Origin of the sequence: Vibrio sp. Isolate30 (assembly GCF_022397975.1) — a bacterium.
Taxonomy (GTDB): domain Bacteria; phylum Pseudomonadota; class Gammaproteobacteria; order Enterobacterales; family Vibrionaceae; genus Vibrio; species Vibrio fortis.
Genome location: NZ_JAKEUS010000009.1, coordinates 22776 through 40633, shown reverse-complemented (window position 1 = coordinate 40633; position 17858 = coordinate 22776). Strand labels below are relative to the sequence as shown.

18 protein-coding genes are annotated in these 17858 nt (G+C 45.1%); 2 read left to right on the top strand and 16 right to left on the bottom strand.

Annotated elements, in window-relative coordinates; translation table 11 throughout:
* Nucleotides 1-42: 42 nt before the first annotated feature.
* The 10 genes from pepB to trmJ all read right to left on the bottom strand — a co-directional run bounded on the left by pepB (nucleotide 43) and on the right by trmJ (nucleotide 8126).
* Complete coding sequence (pepB, locus tag L1D60_RS18170) at nucleotides 43-1338, bottom strand: aminopeptidase PepB (protein ID WP_239842334.1); 1296 nt, start codon at nucleotides 1336-1338, stop codon at nucleotides 43-45.
* A 206-nt stretch (nucleotides 1339-1544) separates the two neighbouring features.
* Nucleotides 1545-1745 carry a Fe-S cluster assembly protein IscX gene (gene iscX, locus L1D60_RS18165; protein ID WP_032551310.1) on the bottom strand — a complete coding sequence of 67 codons (201 nt, stop codon included), beginning with the start codon at nucleotides 1743-1745 and terminating at the stop codon, nucleotides 1545-1547.
* Nucleotides 1746-1839: 94 nt separating this feature from the next.
* Entirely contained in the window at nucleotides 1840-2178 is a 339-nt protein-coding gene (gene fdx, locus L1D60_RS18160; protein ID WP_032551309.1) for an ISC system 2Fe-2S type ferredoxin, read from the bottom strand.
* A 20-nt stretch (nucleotides 2179-2198) separates the two neighbouring features.
* A complete protein-coding gene (gene hscA, locus L1D60_RS18155) occupies nucleotides 2199-4049 on the bottom strand; it encodes a Fe-S protein assembly chaperone HscA (protein ID WP_239842333.1) in 1851 nt (616 codons plus the stop codon).
* Between the two features lie 22 nt (nucleotides 4050-4071).
* Nucleotides 4072-4587 (bottom strand): co-chaperone HscB, encoded by a 516-nt coding sequence (gene hscB / locus L1D60_RS18150; protein WP_239842332.1) that lies wholly within the window; start codon nucleotides 4585-4587, stop codon nucleotides 4072-4074.
* Between the two features lie 96 nt (nucleotides 4588-4683).
* A complete protein-coding gene (iscA, locus tag L1D60_RS18145; protein ID WP_032551305.1) occupies nucleotides 4684-5007 on the bottom strand; it encodes an iron-sulfur cluster assembly protein IscA in 324 nt (107 codons plus the stop codon).
* 98 nt (nucleotides 5008-5105) lie between these two features.
* Nucleotides 5106-5483 carry a Fe-S cluster assembly scaffold IscU gene (iscU, locus tag L1D60_RS18140; protein WP_032551304.1) on the bottom strand — a complete coding sequence of 126 codons (378 nt, stop codon included), beginning with the start codon at nucleotides 5481-5483 and terminating at the stop codon, nucleotides 5106-5108.
* 33 nt (nucleotides 5484-5516) lie between these two features.
* Nucleotides 5517-6731 carry an IscS subfamily cysteine desulfurase gene (locus L1D60_RS18135; protein ID WP_239842331.1) on the bottom strand — a complete coding sequence of 405 codons (1215 nt, stop codon included), beginning with the start codon at nucleotides 6729-6731 and terminating at the stop codon, nucleotides 5517-5519.
* 27 nt (nucleotides 6732-6758) lie between these two features.
* Nucleotides 6759-7280: a Fe-S cluster assembly transcriptional regulator IscR gene (gene iscR, locus L1D60_RS18130; protein WP_084181864.1), complete on the bottom strand. Its 522-nt coding sequence runs from the start codon at nucleotides 7278-7280 to the stop codon at nucleotides 6759-6761.
* A 117-nt stretch (nucleotides 7281-7397) separates the two neighbouring features.
* A complete protein-coding gene (trmJ, locus tag L1D60_RS18125; RefSeq protein ID WP_239842330.1) occupies nucleotides 7398-8126 on the bottom strand; it encodes a tRNA (cytosine(32)/uridine(32)-2'-O)-methyltransferase TrmJ in 729 nt (242 codons plus the stop codon).
* 181 nt (nucleotides 8127-8307) lie between these two features.
* On the opposite strand from trmJ, the gene suhB reads away from it, so the two are divergent.
* Nucleotides 8308-9111, top strand: coding sequence for an inositol-1-monophosphatase (gene suhB, locus L1D60_RS18120; protein ID WP_032551298.1), 804 nt, complete (start codon nucleotides 8308-8310; stop codon nucleotides 9109-9111).
* Between the two features lie 291 nt (nucleotides 9112-9402).
* Here suhB and secF read toward each other — a convergent pair whose 3' ends face one another.
* The 5 genes from secF to queA form a co-directional block, all read right to left on the bottom strand.
* On the bottom strand, nucleotides 9403-10350 hold the full coding sequence (secF, locus tag L1D60_RS18115; protein WP_239842329.1) for a protein translocase subunit SecF: 948 nt from the start codon (nucleotides 10348-10350) through the stop codon (nucleotides 9403-9405).
* Between the two features lie 14 nt (nucleotides 10351-10364).
* The gene (secD, locus tag L1D60_RS18110) at nucleotides 10365-12221 is read right to left on the bottom strand and encodes a protein translocase subunit SecD (protein WP_261903655.1); all 1857 of its coding nucleotides are present in this window, start codon (nucleotides 12219-12221) and stop codon (nucleotides 10365-10367) included.
* A 20-nt stretch (nucleotides 12222-12241) separates the two neighbouring features.
* Entirely contained in the window at nucleotides 12242-12571 is a 330-nt protein-coding gene (gene yajC / locus L1D60_RS18105; RefSeq protein ID WP_032551291.1) for a preprotein translocase subunit YajC, read from the bottom strand.
* A gap of 108 nt (nucleotides 12572-12679) precedes the next feature.
* Nucleotides 12680-13816, bottom strand: a complete 1137-nt coding sequence (gene tgt / locus L1D60_RS18100; RefSeq protein WP_239842328.1) for a tRNA guanosine(34) transglycosylase Tgt — start codon at nucleotides 13814-13816, stop codon at nucleotides 12680-12682.
* Nucleotides 13817-13995: 179 nt separating this feature from the next.
* Entirely contained in the window at nucleotides 13996-15048 is a 1053-nt protein-coding gene (gene queA, locus L1D60_RS18095) for a tRNA preQ1(34) S-adenosylmethionine ribosyltransferase-isomerase QueA (RefSeq protein ID WP_152468200.1), read from the bottom strand.
* A 278-nt stretch (nucleotides 15049-15326) separates the two neighbouring features.
* On the opposite strand from queA, the gene L1D60_RS18090 reads away from it, so the two are divergent.
* Entirely contained in the window at nucleotides 15327-15770 is a 444-nt protein-coding gene (locus tag L1D60_RS18090) for a CBS domain-containing protein (protein ID WP_239842327.1), read from the top strand.
* Nucleotides 15771-16766: 996 nt separating this feature from the next.
* Here L1D60_RS18090 and L1D60_RS18085 read toward each other — a convergent pair.
* The gene (locus L1D60_RS18085) at nucleotides 16767-17672 is read right to left on the bottom strand and encodes a hydrogen peroxide-inducible genes activator (protein ID WP_239842326.1); all 906 of its coding nucleotides are present in this window, start codon (nucleotides 17670-17672) and stop codon (nucleotides 16767-16769) included.
* Between the last annotated feature and the right edge of the window lie 186 nt (nucleotides 17673-17858).

Below are 17858 nucleotides of genomic sequence, written 5' to 3'. Positions count from 1 at the left end.
TCAGGTAACAATCAGGCAGCCGATAGCTGCCTGATTTTATAATTATTTTGCTTGCTCGATAAGCAGACGAGCCAGAGTGCGAACACCCATACCTGTCGCGCCTGCTGCCCATTTATCGCTTGGTGATTTGCGGTATGTGCCCGCACAATCCATGTGTAACCAGCCTTTCTTGTAGTCATCAACAAAGTAAGACAAGAATGCCGCTGCCGTGCTTGCACCCGGAGTGTAATCGCCCGTGCTGATGTTAGATAGATCAGCAAAGTTTGATGGCAGCATACCACGGTGGAAGTCAGCCAATGGAAGTGGCCATAGACCTTCTTTCTCTTGGTTTGCTGCTGTTAGCGCTTGATGAGAAAGCTCATCATCGAAGCTCATTAGTGCGTGGTAGTCGTTACCCAGAGCATTCTTCGCAGCACCTGTTAGCGTTGCACAATCGATGATAAGTTCTGGATTCTGTTCGCTTGCGTACATCAGACCATCAGCTAGAACCAAACGACCTTCTGCGTCAGTATTCATGATTTCTACTGTGGTGCCGTTTTTGTAGGTGATGATGTCACCAAGCTTCAGTGCGCGACCCGAGATCATGTTTTCTGCACAGCAAAGAATAAGCTTAATACGCTTGTTCAAACCACGCTCAATCGCCAGACCTAGACCACCGGTAATCGTTGCTGCACCACCCATGTCTGCTTTCATCGCAGTCATGAATTGGCCTGGTTTGATGCTGTAACCACCTGAATCGAAGGTGATACCTTTACCGACTAGACATGCAAATACTGGTGCGTTTTCATCACCCGTAGGGTTGAAGTCAAGCTGTAGCATGGCAGAAGTACGCTCAGAGCCACGGCCGACAGCGTAGATACCTTCCCAACCTTCAGTGAGCAGGTCTTTGTCTTTAACGATCTTCGCCTTTACCGTGCCTTCTGGCGCGACAGATTTGATGTATTCAGCAGCCATAGTTGCCAGTTGACGTGGTGCAACCTCTTCCGCTGTTTTATTGATGATGTCACGAGTCCAATCTGTTGCGCGAATACGAGCTTCTAGCTCAGCTTGATCCGCTTCTGATAGCTCGCCCCACTCTAGCGTGGTTTGCTTTTTAGGACCGCGATACCCTTGGTGGAATGCCCAAACGCTCTCTAGATCCCAACCTTCACCTTGCAGTGAAATGGATGAAATACCTTGTCCGTCAAGTTTACGACCTGCGCGTTGAACTGCGCCTAGATCATGGCCTCCTGCTAGGTGAACTGTTGCACCTGCTTCTGAAAACGAAAGGATAGCCTTATCTCCCCACTGAGGCTGGGCAGGCTCTTGACTTAAAAATACTGACATCTGTGTAGACATGATTTCTCCTTGTCTTTGAACCACATTACCTTTGTGATTCAGATTATTTTTTATTAGCGAACTGATGTTAGCATTATGTAGGAGTAAAATGTCATTTTGATAAAAAAACGGACCATAAGGTCCGCTTTTTTTAGTAAGAATTGTTAACTTGGCTGTGTTTTCAGAGAGCTTATCTCTGCCGCCGAGTTAAAAATGAGCATGAGAGCTTAGTCCATCTCATCCATCCAGCATAGAATGATGGCTTCAAGGATCTTCTCGTTCGAGTGATTTGGTTCATCGTCGAAGTCTTCAAGATCTAATATCCATTGGTGCAGATCAGTAAAACGTACCGTTTTTGGATCCGTATCCGGGTATAAGTCACATAGTTCAATCGCGATATCTCGCGAGTCAATCCACTTTAAGCTCATATCATTTCCTTATCAGTTAAAGGCACTCATGCGCCTCTAATACACTATTATTCTAAGCCAGTTTTACTAAAACCCTCGCCATTTAGCGTGAGTTTTAGTGATCTTCAGAAGCTAGGTTTAGCGTGTATTTTGGAATCTCAACAACAAGATCTTCGTCCGCAACTTTTGCCTGACAACCTAGGCGAGATTCCATCTCTAGACCCCATGCTTTATCTAGCATGTCATCTTCAAGATCGTCGCTCTCTTCTAGTGAATCGAAACCTTCACGAATCACAACGTGACAAGTTGTACATGCGCACGACTTTTCACACGCGTGTTCAATACCAATGCCTGCCTTTAGTGCAACATCAAGTACTGTCTCGCCCGTTTCTGCTTCTAGCACTGCGCCTTCTGGACATAGATCTTCGTGAGGTAAAACAATAATCTTTGGCATGTTTATCTATTCTCTAACTATTAAATATTATCGACTGACTGACCTGACAGTGCAGCACGAATTGATTTATCCATACGACGAGAAGCAAAGTCTTGGCTCGCTTTGTCTGTATTCTTAATTTCTAGCTCAATCGCATCAACGTCATCACCGTTGCGCTTCTCGATCAGAGACTCAATCGCTTGAAGTAGCTGTTGTTTCTCTTGCTCGTTCAGTAGCTCGTCACCATCGGCTTGCATTGCTGCGATCAGACCTTCAATCACACGGTCCGCTTCTACACGCTGCTCAGCTAGAGCGCGAGCTTGCATGTCTTCTTTCGCGTATGTCATTGAGTCTTTCAGCATGTTAGCCACTTCATCGTCACTTAGACCGTATGATGGCTTAACTTGAATTTCCGCTTGAACTCCCGTGCTCTTTTCCATTGCCGTTACAGACAGTAGACCATCTGCATCAACTTGATAGGTAACACGGATATGTGCTGCACCCGCAGCCATAGGCGGAATGCCTTTAAGAGCAAAACGTGCCAGTGAACGACAGTCATCAACCATCTCACGCTCACCTTGAACGGTATGAACCGTCATTGCCGTTTGGCCATCTTTAAAGGTAGTAAACTCTTGCGCACGAGCAACAGGGATTGTGGTGTTACGAGGGATGATCTTCTCAACCAAGCCGCCCATAGTTTCAATACCCAAAGAAAGTGGGATTACGTCCAATAGCAGCATTTCAGCATCTGGCTTGTTACCCGCTAGGATATCCGCTTGGATTGAAGCACCAATCGCAACTACCTCATCAGGGTTAATGCTCGTCAGTGGTGTGCGACCAAAGAAGTCACCGACCATTTCACGAACAAACAACGTACGAGTTGAACCACCAACCATGACCACTTCAAGCACTTCATCAGCGTCTACGTCAGCGTCTTTCAATGCACGGCGACAAGACATCAGTGTTTTCTTAACCAGTGGCTTGATGATGTCATTGAACTCATCACGAGTCAGTGTGCCTTTCCAACCAAGCGCTTCGACATCAACTTGCTCTTCAGCAGACAGGCGAATTTTAGCGTCTGTGGCTGCGTCTAGCAGAATACGGCTTTGTTCAGCAGTTAGCTCTGTCAAACCGGCTTGCTGTTGGAAGTGATCGGCTACTAGATGGTCAAAGTCATCACCACCTAATGCTGAATCGCCACCCGTTGCTAATACTTCGAATACACCTTTTGATAGACGTAAGATAGAGATATCAAACGTACCACCGCCCAAGTCGTAAACCGCAATCACACCTTCTTGGCCAGAATCTAAACCATAAGCAATTGCAGCAGCGGTTGGCTCATTCAAAAGGCGAAGAACATGAAGACCAGCCAGTTGCGCCGCATCTTTTGTACCCGCGCGTTGAGCGTCATCGAAATACGCAGGAACCGTAATGACAGCACCTGCAAGCTCACCGCCTAGGGTAGACTCCGCACGTTGACCTAGAGTTCTCAAGATATCAGCAGATACTTGAATAGGGTTCTTAGTGCCTTGCTCCGTGCGAATCACAGGTAAGCCATTATCGCTCTCTTCAAATTGATAAGGCAGTGATGGGTAACGCTGCTTGATATCAGCCAGTGAACGGCCAATCAGTCGTTTCACTGAAATAATGGTGTTCTGTGGATCAGTCTGCGCACAATCACGAGCCTCTTGGCCTGTGGTATGCGAATCAGCTTGATAGTGAACAACAGAAGGCAAAATTGAGCGGCCTTGAGCGTCCGCTAAGGTCGTCGCTTCACCACTGCGAACCGAGGCAACAAGAGAGTTGGTAGTACCTAAATCGATACCCACAGCCAGCTTATGCTCGTGCGGTGCTGAGCTTTGTCCTGGTTCTGCAATTTGAAGTAATGCCATGAGGATTCCTTTTATCTAGTCGCTAGTCGAGCAGGTGATCTTCGACTTGTTCTATTTCTTTCTTGAGTTTTGCGATGAATTTCAGTTTACGAACGCTGTCAGCGGCTTCTTCCCATACCGCTTGATCCAACTGTTGTTCGATCTGCGCTAGGTGCTGCTTATACATTTTGCTGACTTTAGTATCGAAGTCGAACAGCTCGTCAGCACCATCAGGGCTTGCTGCGATGTGCTCTAACTCTTCACGCAGTTCCATCTGCTCCATTAGGAACATTGGATCTTGCATGGTTTGCTGTTCACCACGAATATCAACGCCATTTTGCACTAATAGGTGCTCTGCGCGACTGATTGGGTTCTTAAGTACCTGATAAGCGTCATTGATTTGAGAAGCTTTTTGTACCGCTAGCAAGCGATCACGCTCGGAGGCAGTAGCAAAGTTGTCTGGGTGAAATTGACGCTGCAGGTCTCTAAACTGAGAAGCAAGAAGGCTACCATCCAGTTGAAACTGAAGTGGTAGCCCAAATAATTCGAAATGATTCATGTAAAGGTGGTCCTAATTTTAGGCCCTGATGCAGAGCCTAATTGTACGTTGCTTACAATCGATGCGCTTACAATAGATGCTTAGCCATTCAAGCACTTATACATTAAAGCTCTCACCACAACCACACTCGCCTTTCGCATTTGGGTTGTTGAATTCAAAACCTTCGTTTAGGCCTTCTTTTACATAATCAAGCTCAGTGCCATCTAGGTAAACCAAACTCTTAGGATCAATGATGACCTTAACACCTGAGTGCTCAAACACTTGGTCTTCTTCGTTGAGTTCATCAACGAACTCAAGTACATATGCCATACCTGAACAGCCAGTGGTTTTCACGCCCAAACGTAACCCGATACCTTTACCTCGGTTATCTAGGAAAGCTTGAACTCGGCTTGCCGCCGTCTCTGTCATGGTGATGGCCATACTACAACCTTGTTTTAATAATTTGAGAACTCAGTGGGAGCACAAAATGCACTCCCTAATATTACTATTTTTTTGCAACGAACCGCTATGAGGTGCGATTAACGTTTCTTTTTGTAATCCGCAACAGCTGCTTTAATTGCATCTTCAGCAAGAATTGAACAGTGAACTTTCACTGGTGGAAGCTCTAGCTCTTCTGCAATTTCAGAGTTTTTGATTGCCGCTGCTTCATCGATGCTCTTACCTTTAACCCACTCAGTAACTAGTGAGCTAGACGCGATTGCACTGCCACAACCGTATGTCTTAAATTTCGCATCTTCGATAATACCTTCTGGTGTTACCTTGATTTGCAGTTTCATTACGTCACCACATGCTGGAGCGCCAACCATGCCGCTACCTACATTTGGATCTTCTTTATCAAACGAACCTACGTTACGTGGGTTTTCGTAGTGATCAATTACTTTTTCGCTATATGCCATGATAGTTACCTCGAATCCTCTATATCCGTGAGATTAGTGATGTGCCCACTCAACAGTGTCCAAATCAATCCCTTCTTTATACATATCCCATAGAGGAGACATGTCGCGTAATTTGTTTACTGCTACACGAATCTGTGCGATTGCGTAGTCAACTTCTTCTTCCGTTGTAAAACGGCCGAATGAGAAACGTACTGAGCTGTGTGCCAGTTCATCGTTTAGACCAAGAGCACGTAGAACGTAAGATGGCTCAAGGCTTGCTGATGTACATGCAGAACCCGATGATACTGCTAGGTCTTTTAGAGACATAAGCAAAGACTCACCTTCAACGAAAGCAAAGCTCACGTTTAGGTTGTGCGGAACACGCTGGTCTAGGTCACCGTTTACCGTTACTGCTTCAAGGTCTTGAACACCTTTCAGTAGACGCTCACGTAGCGCTAGTGCGTGGTCGTAATCTTTTTGCATGTCTTGTTTAGCGATAGCAAATGCTTCACCCATACCAACGATTTGGTGTGTTGCTAGCGTGCCTGAACGGAAACCACGTTCGTGACCACCACCGTGCATTTGAGCTTCAAGACGAATACGAGGCTTACGACGAACGTAAAGTGCACCGATGCCTTTAGGGCCGTAAACTTTGTGAGCAGAAAGAGAGATTAGATCTACTTTCATCTCTTGAACGTCTAGTGGGATTTTACCCGCAGACTGAGCCGCATCAACGTGGAAGATGATCTTGCGTGAACGACATAGTTCGCCGATTGCGTTGATATCTTGGATAACGCCGATTTCGTTGTTTACGTGCATGATAGAAACAAGCACTGTATCTTCACGCATTGCAGCTTGTAGCTTGTCTAGATCGATGATGCCGTTTGCTTCTGGCTCTAGGTAAGTTACCTCGAAGCCTTCACGCTCAAGTTGACGACATGGATCAAGAACTGCTTTGTGTTCTGTTTTGCACGTGATTACGTGCTTACCTTTCTTCTCGTAAAAGTGCGCTGCACCTTTGATAGCAAGGTTGTCAGATTCTGTTGCACCAGACGTGAATACGATTTCACGTGGGTCTGCATTCAGGAGATCGGCAATTTGCTCACGAGCATTATCTACTGACTCTTCTGCTTGCCAGCCGTAACGGTGTGAACGAGATGCAGGGTTACCGAAGTTACCGTCCATCGTCATACACTGAACCATTTTTTCAGCAACACGAGGATCAACTGGGCAAGTAGCTGAATAGTCAAAGTAAATAGGCAGTTTCATTTTCTACTCCAATGTAAAAACTGACCGCTAAGAGCGGGCATTAACACCGTGAGGTGCTGCACTAATCGTTGTAGTGCTCGTATTTTTATGTGCAAAACCATTATTAACCGCAAGATCGATATCTTGACGATCAGAAATTTCTAAAACTTCGTTGTCTTTCATTAGCTCACCGAGCGTAATGTCGTTTAAGAAGCTGCTGATGCGGGAGCTTAGATCACGCCACAGTGTGTGCGTAAGGCAACGTGTGCCACCTTGGCAATCACCACGACCGTGACACTTAGTAGCGTCAACCGATTCATCAACGGCAGCAATCACTGTTCCGACAGCAATGTCACCGGCTTCTGCGCCCAAGCGGTAACCACCACCAGGACCACGCACACTCGCCACAAGGCCAGCTTTGCGTAACTTAGAAAATAGTTGTTCTAAGTAAGATAACGAAATACCTTGACGTTCAGAGATGTCAGCCAAAGGTACAGGGCTTTTTTGCGAATGCAGTGCTACATCTAGCATAGCTGTGACCGCATATCTTCCTTTAGATGTAAGTTTCATATCACACCGTATCCACATTGTTTATGTGGTTGGAATTTTTCCATACCTGACTAAAATGGTCAAGTATTTAATTGACTATTTTAGTCAGGTATTCACCCTTACGGAATTTGTGGTTACTTATTCGCCCTTCTGAGACTTCTCAACTGAGGTCAAAATACCACGCAGCGTATTAATTTCTTGGATTTCAGGGCGTGCACGGCTAAACAGACGACGAAGCTTATTCATCACCTGACCTGGTTTGTCCTTAGAGATAAATTGGGTATCCGTAATCACTTTTTCAAGGTGCTCATAAAACATTTCGAGCTCTTCGTGACGTGGGTACTCATCTTCTGCTTGTGGAGGGTACTGACTCGCCTCTTGATTTAGGTGAGCAACGCGAACTTCATAGCTCAATGTTTGAACCGCCATCGCTAGATTCAACGAGCTGTATTCTGGGTTTGCTGGAATGCAAACATGGTAGTGACACTTTTGTAGCTCTTCATTCGTTAAACCAGTGCGTTCACGACCAAAGACAAGTGCCACTGGGTGCTTTTGCCCCTCGATAGCAAATTTCTCGCCACACTCACGAGGCTCTAGCATTGGCCACTCCAATGTACGAGAGCGTGCACTTGAGCCAACAACAAGACCACAGTCTTTTACTGCTTCTTCTAATGTTGAAACAATTTTCGCGTTTTCTGCGATATCACCAGCACCCGCTGCCAAAGCCATTGTTTGCTCATCCACTTCACACTGAGGATCCACCAACACTAATTGGCTTAAACCCATAACTTTCATCGCACGAGCGGCAGAGCCAATATTGCCCGAGTGAGAAGTACCAACGAGAACGACTTTTACATTGTCTAACATGCTATATGACACCACTTTAAAAATAATCGCGAGATATTAACACATCACAAAGTAAAATGGTCAGACCCTTCACGGAATGTGATTTCAAGAGTTCAAAAAATAACCACTTCCCTTTTGCAAAAACTTTGGTATACTCGCCGCCGCTTTAAATCGTTCTTTAACATCTTGTGGGAATCTCCATATGCATCCAATGCTAAACATTGCTATTCGCGCTGCGCGTAAAGCAGGCAATCACATTGCTAAATCTCTAGAAACAACAGATAAGATCGAAACATCTTTGAAAGGCAACAACGACTACGTTGTAAATATTGCTAAAGAAGCTGAATACATGATTATTGAAACAATCAAAGCTTCTTACCCAGAGCACAGCATTGTTTCTGAAGAGAACGGTCTTACTGAAGGTAAAGACTCTGATGTTCAATGGATCGTTGACCCACTAGATGGCACGAACAACTTCGTTAAAGGCTTCCCACACTTCGCAGTATCTATTGCAGTTCGCATGAACGGCCGTACTGAAGTAGCGTGTGTTTACGACCCAATGCTAAACGAGCTATTCACAGCTCAACGTGGCGCTGGTGCTCAACTAAACAACGCTCGTATGCGTGTAACTCAGCTGAAAGACCTACAAGGTTCAATCCTAGCTGCAGGTTTCCCATTCAAAGCTAAACAGCACTCAGAATCTTTCATGAAGATCATCTCTGGTCTATTCGTTGATTGTTCTGATTTCCGTCGTACTGGTTCTCCAGCCCTAGACCTATGTTACCTAGCGGCTGGCCGTGTTGACGGTTACCTAGAGCTAGACCTAAAACCATGGGACATGGCAGCAGGCGACCTAATCGCTCGTGAAGCTGGCGCAATTCTAACTGACTTTGCTGGCGGTACTGACTACATGAAGTCTGGTAACGTTGTTGCTTCAAGTGCACGTGGTGTTAAAGCTATTCTTAAGCACGTTCGTGAGAACGCAAACGAAGGTATGCTGAAGTAATTCAGACCTTACGTTGATGCTCTCCTAAATGAGAGCCGAAAGATTCGAAGCCTCGCATTAGCGGGGCTTTTTTGTATCTGCGATTCCGAGAGGTTCGAGATTCGAGATTCGAGATTCGAGATTCGAGATTCGAGATTCGAGATTCGAGATTCGAGCAGGGTGGCGGTTAGTGACATTAAGTACAGCTCACTTCGACCGCTATTCTTATTAAACTTCCTACAACATACAGACGTAAAAAAACCGCTAGTTGCCTAGCGGTTTTCTGGTTTATCGAAAGTTATAAGCCAAGGCTTATGGCATTTCGTCAAACTCTTCGCCTTCTTTTTCCACTTGTGGTGGCATTAGGTGCTCACGCGTAATACCCAACTTCATAGCTAGTGCAGATGCAACGTAGATAGAAGAGTAAGTACCAACGGTAATACCTAGTAGAAGTGCTGTCGCGAAACCATGAATCATAGCGCCGCCCTGAACGAACAGTGCGATAACTACGAATAAGGTTGTACCAGAAGTGATCAATGTACGGCTCAATGTTTGTGTGATTGAGCTGTTTAGAACTTCAGGTGCTTCGCCTTTACGCATCTTACGGAAGTTCTCACGGATACGGTCAAATACAACGATGGTATCGTTGAGCGAGTAACCGACAACCGTTAGCAATGCCGCGACGATGGTCAGGTCTACCTCGATTTGCATCAGAGAGAAAACACCCAGTGTAATGATAACGTCGTGCGCCAATGCAAGTACGGCACCTGCAGCCAAACGCCATTCAAATCGTACCGACACGTAGATCAAGATACAGATAAGAGAAACAAGAATAGCAAGGCCACCCGCTTCTGTTAGCTCATCACCTACGTTTGGACCAACGAATTCGATACGGCGCATTTCAACTTGCTCACCCGTACCCTGTTCGATAGCTGATAAGATCTGGTTACCTAGTGTTTCGCCTGCAACGCCTTCACGTGGGCGTAGACGAACCATAACATCACGTGCAGAACCAAAGTTCTGTACCGTTGCGTCACCAAAGCCTTTTGCCTCTAGTGCAGAACGGATATTTTCAAGGTTAGCTGGATGCTCAAAACCCACTTCAATCAGGGTACCGCCAGTAAAGTCTAGACCCCAGTTCAACGACTTGGTTGATAGAGTAAAGATGGCTGTACCAATCATTAAGATAGAAAGAACAAAAGCTACCTTTGACCAACGCATAAAGTCGATCAATTTGTCTGCTTTTAGAATCTGAAACATATTAATTCCTAGCCTTAGATCGACAGTTTATCTACGCGTTTACCGCCATACATTAGGTTCACGATACAACGTGTACCTACAATAGCTGTAAACATAGAAGTCAGAATACCGATAGACAGCGTTACCGCGAAGCCTTTAATCGCACCCGTACCAACAGCAAATAGAATGATAGCTGTTAGAAGCGTGGTGATGTTAGCATCGGCAATCGTACTGAATGCGTTCGCGTAACCTTGGTGAATCGCTTGTTGTGGGCTACGACCTTCACGTAACTCTTCTCGAATACGTTCGAAAATAAGCACGTTCGCATCGACCGCCATACCCACCGTCAGTACGATACCTGCGATACCCGGTAGCGTCATGGTTGCACCTGGGATCATCGACATTACACCGATAATCAGCACCAAGTTCGCCATTAGCGCTACGTTAGCAATCAGGCCAAAACGACGGTAGTAAATAAGCGTAAATAGCATTACTGCAGCCATACCCCAGATCATCGCCATGATACCCATGTCAATGTTCTGCTGACCCATAGATGGACCAATGGTACGTTCTTCAACAATCGAGATAGGTGCAATCAGAGCACCAGCACGTAGAAGAAGTGCAAGGTTGTGTGCTTCAGCAGCAGAATCGATACCAGTAATACGGAAGTTACGGCCTAGCGCAGATTGAATCGTTGCTTGGTTAATCACTTCTTCATGCTTGGTCAGAATCACTTTGCCTTCAGGTGTCTTACGACCGCTGTCTTTGTACTCTGCAAATACGGTAGCCATTAGCTTACCGATGTTTTGGCGAGAGAACGCAGACATCTTGCTACCACCTTCGCTGTCTAGCGAGATGTTAACTTGAGGGCGACCATATTCATCAACACTTGAGCTTGCATCCGTAATGCTTGAACCGCCTAGAATCACGCGCTTCTTAAGCACTACAGGGCGACCATCACGGTCTTGCTTGATTTCGCTACCTGCTGGTGCACGACCTGCCGCAGCGGCTGCAAGATCCGCAGAGCTATCCACTTCACGGAACTCAAGCGTTGCTGTCGCACCAAGAATTTCTTTAGCGCGAGCTGTGTCTTGAACACCTGGAAGCTCAACTACAATGCGACTAGCACCTTGACGTTGAACCAATGGCTCAGCAACACCCAATTCATTAACACGGTTACGAAGGATTGTGATGTTTTGCTCTACTGCGTAGTTACGAATCTCTTGAAGACGCGTTTCAGTAAAGTTAGCAATCAGAGAAAAGCGACCGTTTGACTCAGAATCAACGAAAGTCATGTCTGGGTGTAGAGATTCCAACAACGACTTAGCCGCTGCTAGTTGCTCTTCATTACGCAGCAATACTTCAACCGCATCTTTACCAGATGGGCGAATTGCACGATAACGAATTTTCTCTTCACGAAGCTCGCTACGGAACGCTTCTTCTTGTTGGCCCACCAGCTTTTCCATCGCAGCGTCCATATCCACTTCCATCAAGAAGTGAACACCACCACGTAGGTCAAGGCCAAGCTTCATTGGTGCCGCACCAATTGATTCAAGCCAGTCTGGAGTAGAAGCCGCTAAGTTTAAGGCAACGATAACATCTTCATTCAAAGCTTCAGTGATCACATCACGCGCACTGATTTGAGTATCGGTATCGTTAAAGCGTACAAGAATAGAACCGTTTTCTAGAGCAACGGATTTAGTAGAAAGGCTCTCAGCTTCAAGAGCTTTGGTGACAGTATCCAGCGTAGACATATCTACAGAGGCGCCACGCGCCCCTGTAACTTGAACTGCCGGATCTTCACCGTATAGATTTGGAAGTGCGTACAACGCAGCGATAGCAATGGTAAACATCACCATCAGGTACTTCCATAACGGATAACGGTTTAGCACAGCGAGGATCCTCTAGCTGTTTATAGAGATTTCAGAGTACCTTTTGGTAGCACTGCTGTAACGAAGTCTTTCTTGATCACTACTTCGTTGTTTGGGTTCAGCTCGATTGCAACGTAGTCGTTGTCTTCAGCGATTTTAGTAATCTTACCGATTAGACCACCGCTTGTTAAAACTTCGTCGCCTTTACCCATAGAAGCCATTAGGTTTTTGTGCTCTTTAACACGCTTAGCTTGTGGACGGTAGATCATGAAGTAGAAGATCACCGCGAACATACCTAGCATGATTAGCATTTCAAAACCGCCGCCAGCTGGTGCACCTTCTGCTGCTGCATGTGCTTGAGAAATAAACATTAAAACATCCTCTATTTATATTTTCGTAATTGTTTGTCTTATTGGGTTGCATCCCTTTATTTTCAAGCCCCATCCCTATGAATAGAGACGGGGCTCGCAAAAGAAATACTAAGATTCTTTACCCAGTGGTGGAACTTCACGTCCCATTCTTGCGTAGAACTCTTCCACAAACTCTTCAAAACGGTCTTCATCAATCGCTCTACGGATATCAGACATAACACGTTGGTAGAAGCGCAGGTTGTGAATCGTGTTCAGACGCGCACCTAGGATTTCGTTACAACGGTCTAGATGATGTAGGTAAGACTTGCTGTAGTTCTTACAAGTGTAACAGTCACACTCTGAATCTAGTGGCGTTGTATCCGTTTTATGCTTCGCATTACGGATCTTGATCACACCTTCAGTCACAAATAGGTGACCGTTACGTGCGTTTCGCGTCGGCATTACACAGTCAAACATGTCGATACCACGACGAACACCTTCAACTAGGTCTTCAGGTTTACCAACGCCCATTAGGTAGCGAGGCTTATCTTCAGGCAGTTGAGGACATGTGTGCTCAAGAATGCGGTGCATATCTTCTTTTGGTTCGCCTACTGCTAGACCACCAACCGCATAACCGTCGAAGCCAATCTCAGTTAGGCCTTTAACAGATACATCACGTAGGTCTTCGTATACACCACCTTGAACGATACCGAATAGTGAGTTCGGGTTTTCAAGTTTGTCGAAGTGGTTGCGTGAACGCTCTGCCCAACGTAGAGACATCTCCATAGAGTCTTTCGCTTCTTTGTGTGTCGCTGGGTAAGGCGTACACTCATCGAAGATCATCACGATGTCTGAACCTAGGTCTTTTTGGATTTCCATAGACTTTTCAGCGTCCATGAAGATCTTGTCACCGTTTACTGGGTTACGGAAATGTACACCCTCTTCAGTGATTTTACGCATCGCACCTAAGCTGAATACTTGGAAGCCGCCTGAATCGGTAAGGATAGGACCTTGCCAGTTCATAAAATCGTGCAAGTCACCGTGCATTTTCATGATCTCTTGACCAGGACGTAACCATAAGTGGAACGTGTTACCCAGTAAGATCTCTGCACCTGTGTCTTTTACTTCTTCAGGTGTCATGCCTTTTACTGTACCGTACGTGCCCACAGGCATGAATGCCGGAGTTTCCACCGTACCACGTTCAAACTGAAGCTGACCACGGCGTGCACCAGCGTTTGTTTTCTTAAGTTCGTATTTTAATTTCACGAAGCCTCCAATATGCCAGAGAAACAATCTGACTGTTAATTCAGAGCTTAAGTTCGTCTTAAGACTCTATGAGGAGCGGTCGCGGATTCCTTGCGAGAAAGAGGCTGATACTCAACCTCTCTCCTAGCCTACTGCTAGCACCCGTAAATTCTATTTATATCGCTTATTACTGGCTAAAATTAGCTTGTTTTCTTGTTGATGAACATCGCGTCACCATAGCTGAAGAAGCGGTATTCACTCTTCACTGCATGATCGTAAGCACCCATCACGTTGTCGTAACCAGCAAAGGCACTCACCAGCATAATCAAAGTCGATTCAGGCAGGTGGAAGTTAGTGATTAGGCAATCCACCAGCTGGTATTCATAACCAGGGAAGATAAAGATCTCAGTGTCACCAAAGAACGGAACTAACTCAGTACCTTTCTTCAGAGCATCTTGTGCCGCACTTTCAAGTGAACGGACTGATGTGGTGCCTACAGCGATGATACGTCCACCGCGAGCCTTGGTTGCCGCGATTGCGTCCACAACCTCTTGCGGTACTTCTACGTACTCAGCATGCATGTGGTGATCATTGATGTTGTCTACTTTAACCGGCTGGAATGTACCTGCACCAACGTGAAGTGTTACATAAGCGAATTCCACACCTTTGGCTTTCATATCCGCCATCAGCTTGTCATCAAAGTGGAGACCTGCCGTTGGTGCAGCAACTGCACCAGGCTTTTCGTTGTAAACCGTTTGGTAACGTTCTTTATCTGCGTCTTCATCAGGACGATCGATATAAGGTGGTAGCGGCATATGACCAACGCTGTTCAAGATATCTAGTACGCTCTCCTCAGAAGTAAAGCGAATCTCAAACAGTGCATCATGACGCGCGACCATCTCTGCTTCATACTCATCGTTCTCACCCAAGAACAACTGTGTGCCTGGTTTTGGTGATTTTGAACAACGAACGTGTGCAAGAATACTTTTCTCATCCAACATGCGCTCAACCAGCACTTCTAACTTACCGCCAGATGCTTTACGACCGAACACTCGAGCTGGGATAACGCGAGTGTTGTTGAAAACCACTAAATCACCGGGTTCAACCAAGTCTAGAACGTCTTTAAACGAACCATCATTTAAGTTACCCGTGTTGCCATCCAGTTTTAATAGGCGGCTTGCTGTGCGCTCCTCTTGTGGATAGCGAGCAATAAGTTCATCGGGTAGGTCAAAGTGAAAATCTGAAACTTGCATTCTTCTAGTCTTGTTTAGTTGGATGAGGTCAATTCAGTAGACGACACGAAGCCGCGACTAAATTTTTCGCAGTGGGCTAGTATAGGCGCACGTGACGCAATAGCAAGGTTTTGAGTGCCTGATTATTGTAAATAGGCGTAAAAAATCGACTCGAAATCGTACATGACTTTAACGACATTTGTTGCATAAAAGTCACCCAATAATGAGTTAGCTCTCAGATATTTTGAGGAGATAAATCTATAGTAGAAGCAGTAAAATAGAATAATAAGGAGGTCCGTATGATCAAGGTTGAAGACATGATGACTCGCAACCCTCATACCCTATTGCGCTCACACTCACTCGCCGATGCAAAACACACTATGGAAGCCTTGGATATTCGGCACATTCCAGTCGTGGATGCAGACAGAAAACTGCTTGGTGTCGTTACTCAACGCGATGTCCTTGCCGCTCAAGAATCTAGCCTACAAAATATCCCTCAAGCTCAATCTTATACTCTCGCCACACCACTTAATGACATCATGCACAAAAACGTCATGTCGGTTGAACCAAGAGCAGGGCTAAAAGAGTCGGCTATTTACATGCAGAAACATAAGGTTGGTTGTCTACCAGTCGTAGAACACGGTGAATTGGTTGGTATCATCACAGACAGTGACTTCGTAACGATTGCAATCAATCTTTTAGAGTTGCAAGAAGAGAGTGAACCGGAAGAGATTGAAGTTTAAAAAACACTCTTTAAAGCGGGCTTATTGTCTCAATAGAATTCAACAAGCTTGATTCCGTTCATCTCGCTCAATGAATTTTATAGACGACAGACAAAAAAATGAGCGGCTGGATTGGGCCGCTCGAAGGTCAGGGTTTCATGCGTTCCTGTAAACAGTAAGGAATCTTGTTATTGCTCGATCTGGTTTTCATTCTTATATAGGTAGGCGGCCTTCCTACTTATTGCTTCGCTTGTCACTGCACTCCTTGATTTCACATCCTGCACGCTTGCACAGATAAAAAGGTTTGGGCTTCATTTCGGGAAAATAACTTAAGGGCTAGGTGAAAGGGTACCTAATCCCTCAAGCTTGCCTGTTCGACACTATCACTATAAATCTAAAAATATTTGTAACTCAAAAACTACATCTTACAGCCGCAAGCTAATTATATTGTATGGGTTGCTTGCTCTATCTTTGGCTGCTTCGAGTTGCCTTCGCCTATTACCATCTCCAAATTTGAAATCGATTACAAGCAAGAGCCACCTAGACATAAGTCTTAATCTTCATGCAGTTAAGTTACCTCAAACAAACATAGAGCAAAAGGTCTAAAGTTAATAAAAAGTTAAATTCAAAGCTTTATATCGTTGTGATCTCAGCCACTATTTGATCGCCAACCCTTCGATAATTTACGTAATTTTATTACGTCGAAAAATTGAGCACCTAATAGTTTAAAACAGTTGTTTGATTCCAAGAAAACAGAAAGAAGTCGTTAAGTGTCAATGGCTGAAATACATATGCATCAGGGAAGTTAAACAAGAGCCCAAAAGAGGTGTGTAAAATTAAGCGTGTAAAATTTCACAAATGAATGAAAGCTACTTAACAGAACCTCGATCATTTGTAGTCAAATAAATGCTTATCCGCAGCATAAAATACTAAAAAGCACACCTAATACAGTGTGCTTTTTATGTGAGTTTCAACTATTCAACTTAATACTTATTGCTATCGTGAATACAAAAAAGATCAAAGTAACTCAGAAACAACCTCTGCCAACTGATTGAATGTGCTTACTCGTGAAGAGCTAGGACGCCAAACTAAGCCAATATGACGGTGGGCTTGCTGCCCCGGAGCATCAACTACTACTAAGTTCTGGTTCTCAATCAAGCCATGATCAATCGCCATTTGCGGAATGAATGTTGTGCCTAAACCATTGGCGACCATTTGCACTAGCGTATGAAGACTGGTTGCTGAGAATGGATTGATCTTCTCTTTATCGGTTAGCTGGCAAGCCGACACTGCATGTTCTGTTAAACAGTGCTCTTTTTCTAAAAGAAACACCGACTCATCCGGAAGGTCTGCATATTTGATTGGCGTGCGAATCGCATCCGCCTGATTGCGACTGATGATCATACGGAATGGATCACTACCAACAATCTGGCTCTCCATTCCGTCAATATCGACAGGAAGTGCCAAAATCAACACATCCAGTTCACCTTGGCGTAAAGCTGCCAGCAGATTGGTCGTGGTGTCTTCACGTAGCAACATATTCAATTCAGGGAAGCGAACATTAACCTCTTGAACTAAGTTACACAGAAGAAAAGGAGCTATCGTCGGAATACAGCCCACTTTAAGTTGCCCCTGCATATCGCCGCCTTGGCACAATCTCCCTAATTCAACTAAGTCTTGTCCTTTGGCTAGCAACTCTCTGCCATGCTCCACTACTTGTTCACCTGCATGAGTAAACACCAATGGGCTCTTCTTGTCTTTCTTTTCGTATAGAGGACACCCAATCAACTCTTCGAGGTTTTGTATTCCTTTACTCAGGGTTGATTGACTAACAAAACAACGCTCGGCCGCATCCCCGAAGTGGCGTGTTTCATGTAGTGTCACTAGATAGTGAAGTTGCTTAAGACTTGGCCATTTATTCATGAAATTACTTTGTAATATGAGTAAGATAAGTTGGAGTCTACCCACCTGGAATGGTCAATAGACTTGGAAAGGACAAAGAATGGGTTTATCGCTTTTTTCGATGAACTCAATCTATTTAATTCGCTTTTTTCTATAGTACCGATTGTACTATAGTTTGTCGCGTAGAAACGGAGCCCAATCAAAGAA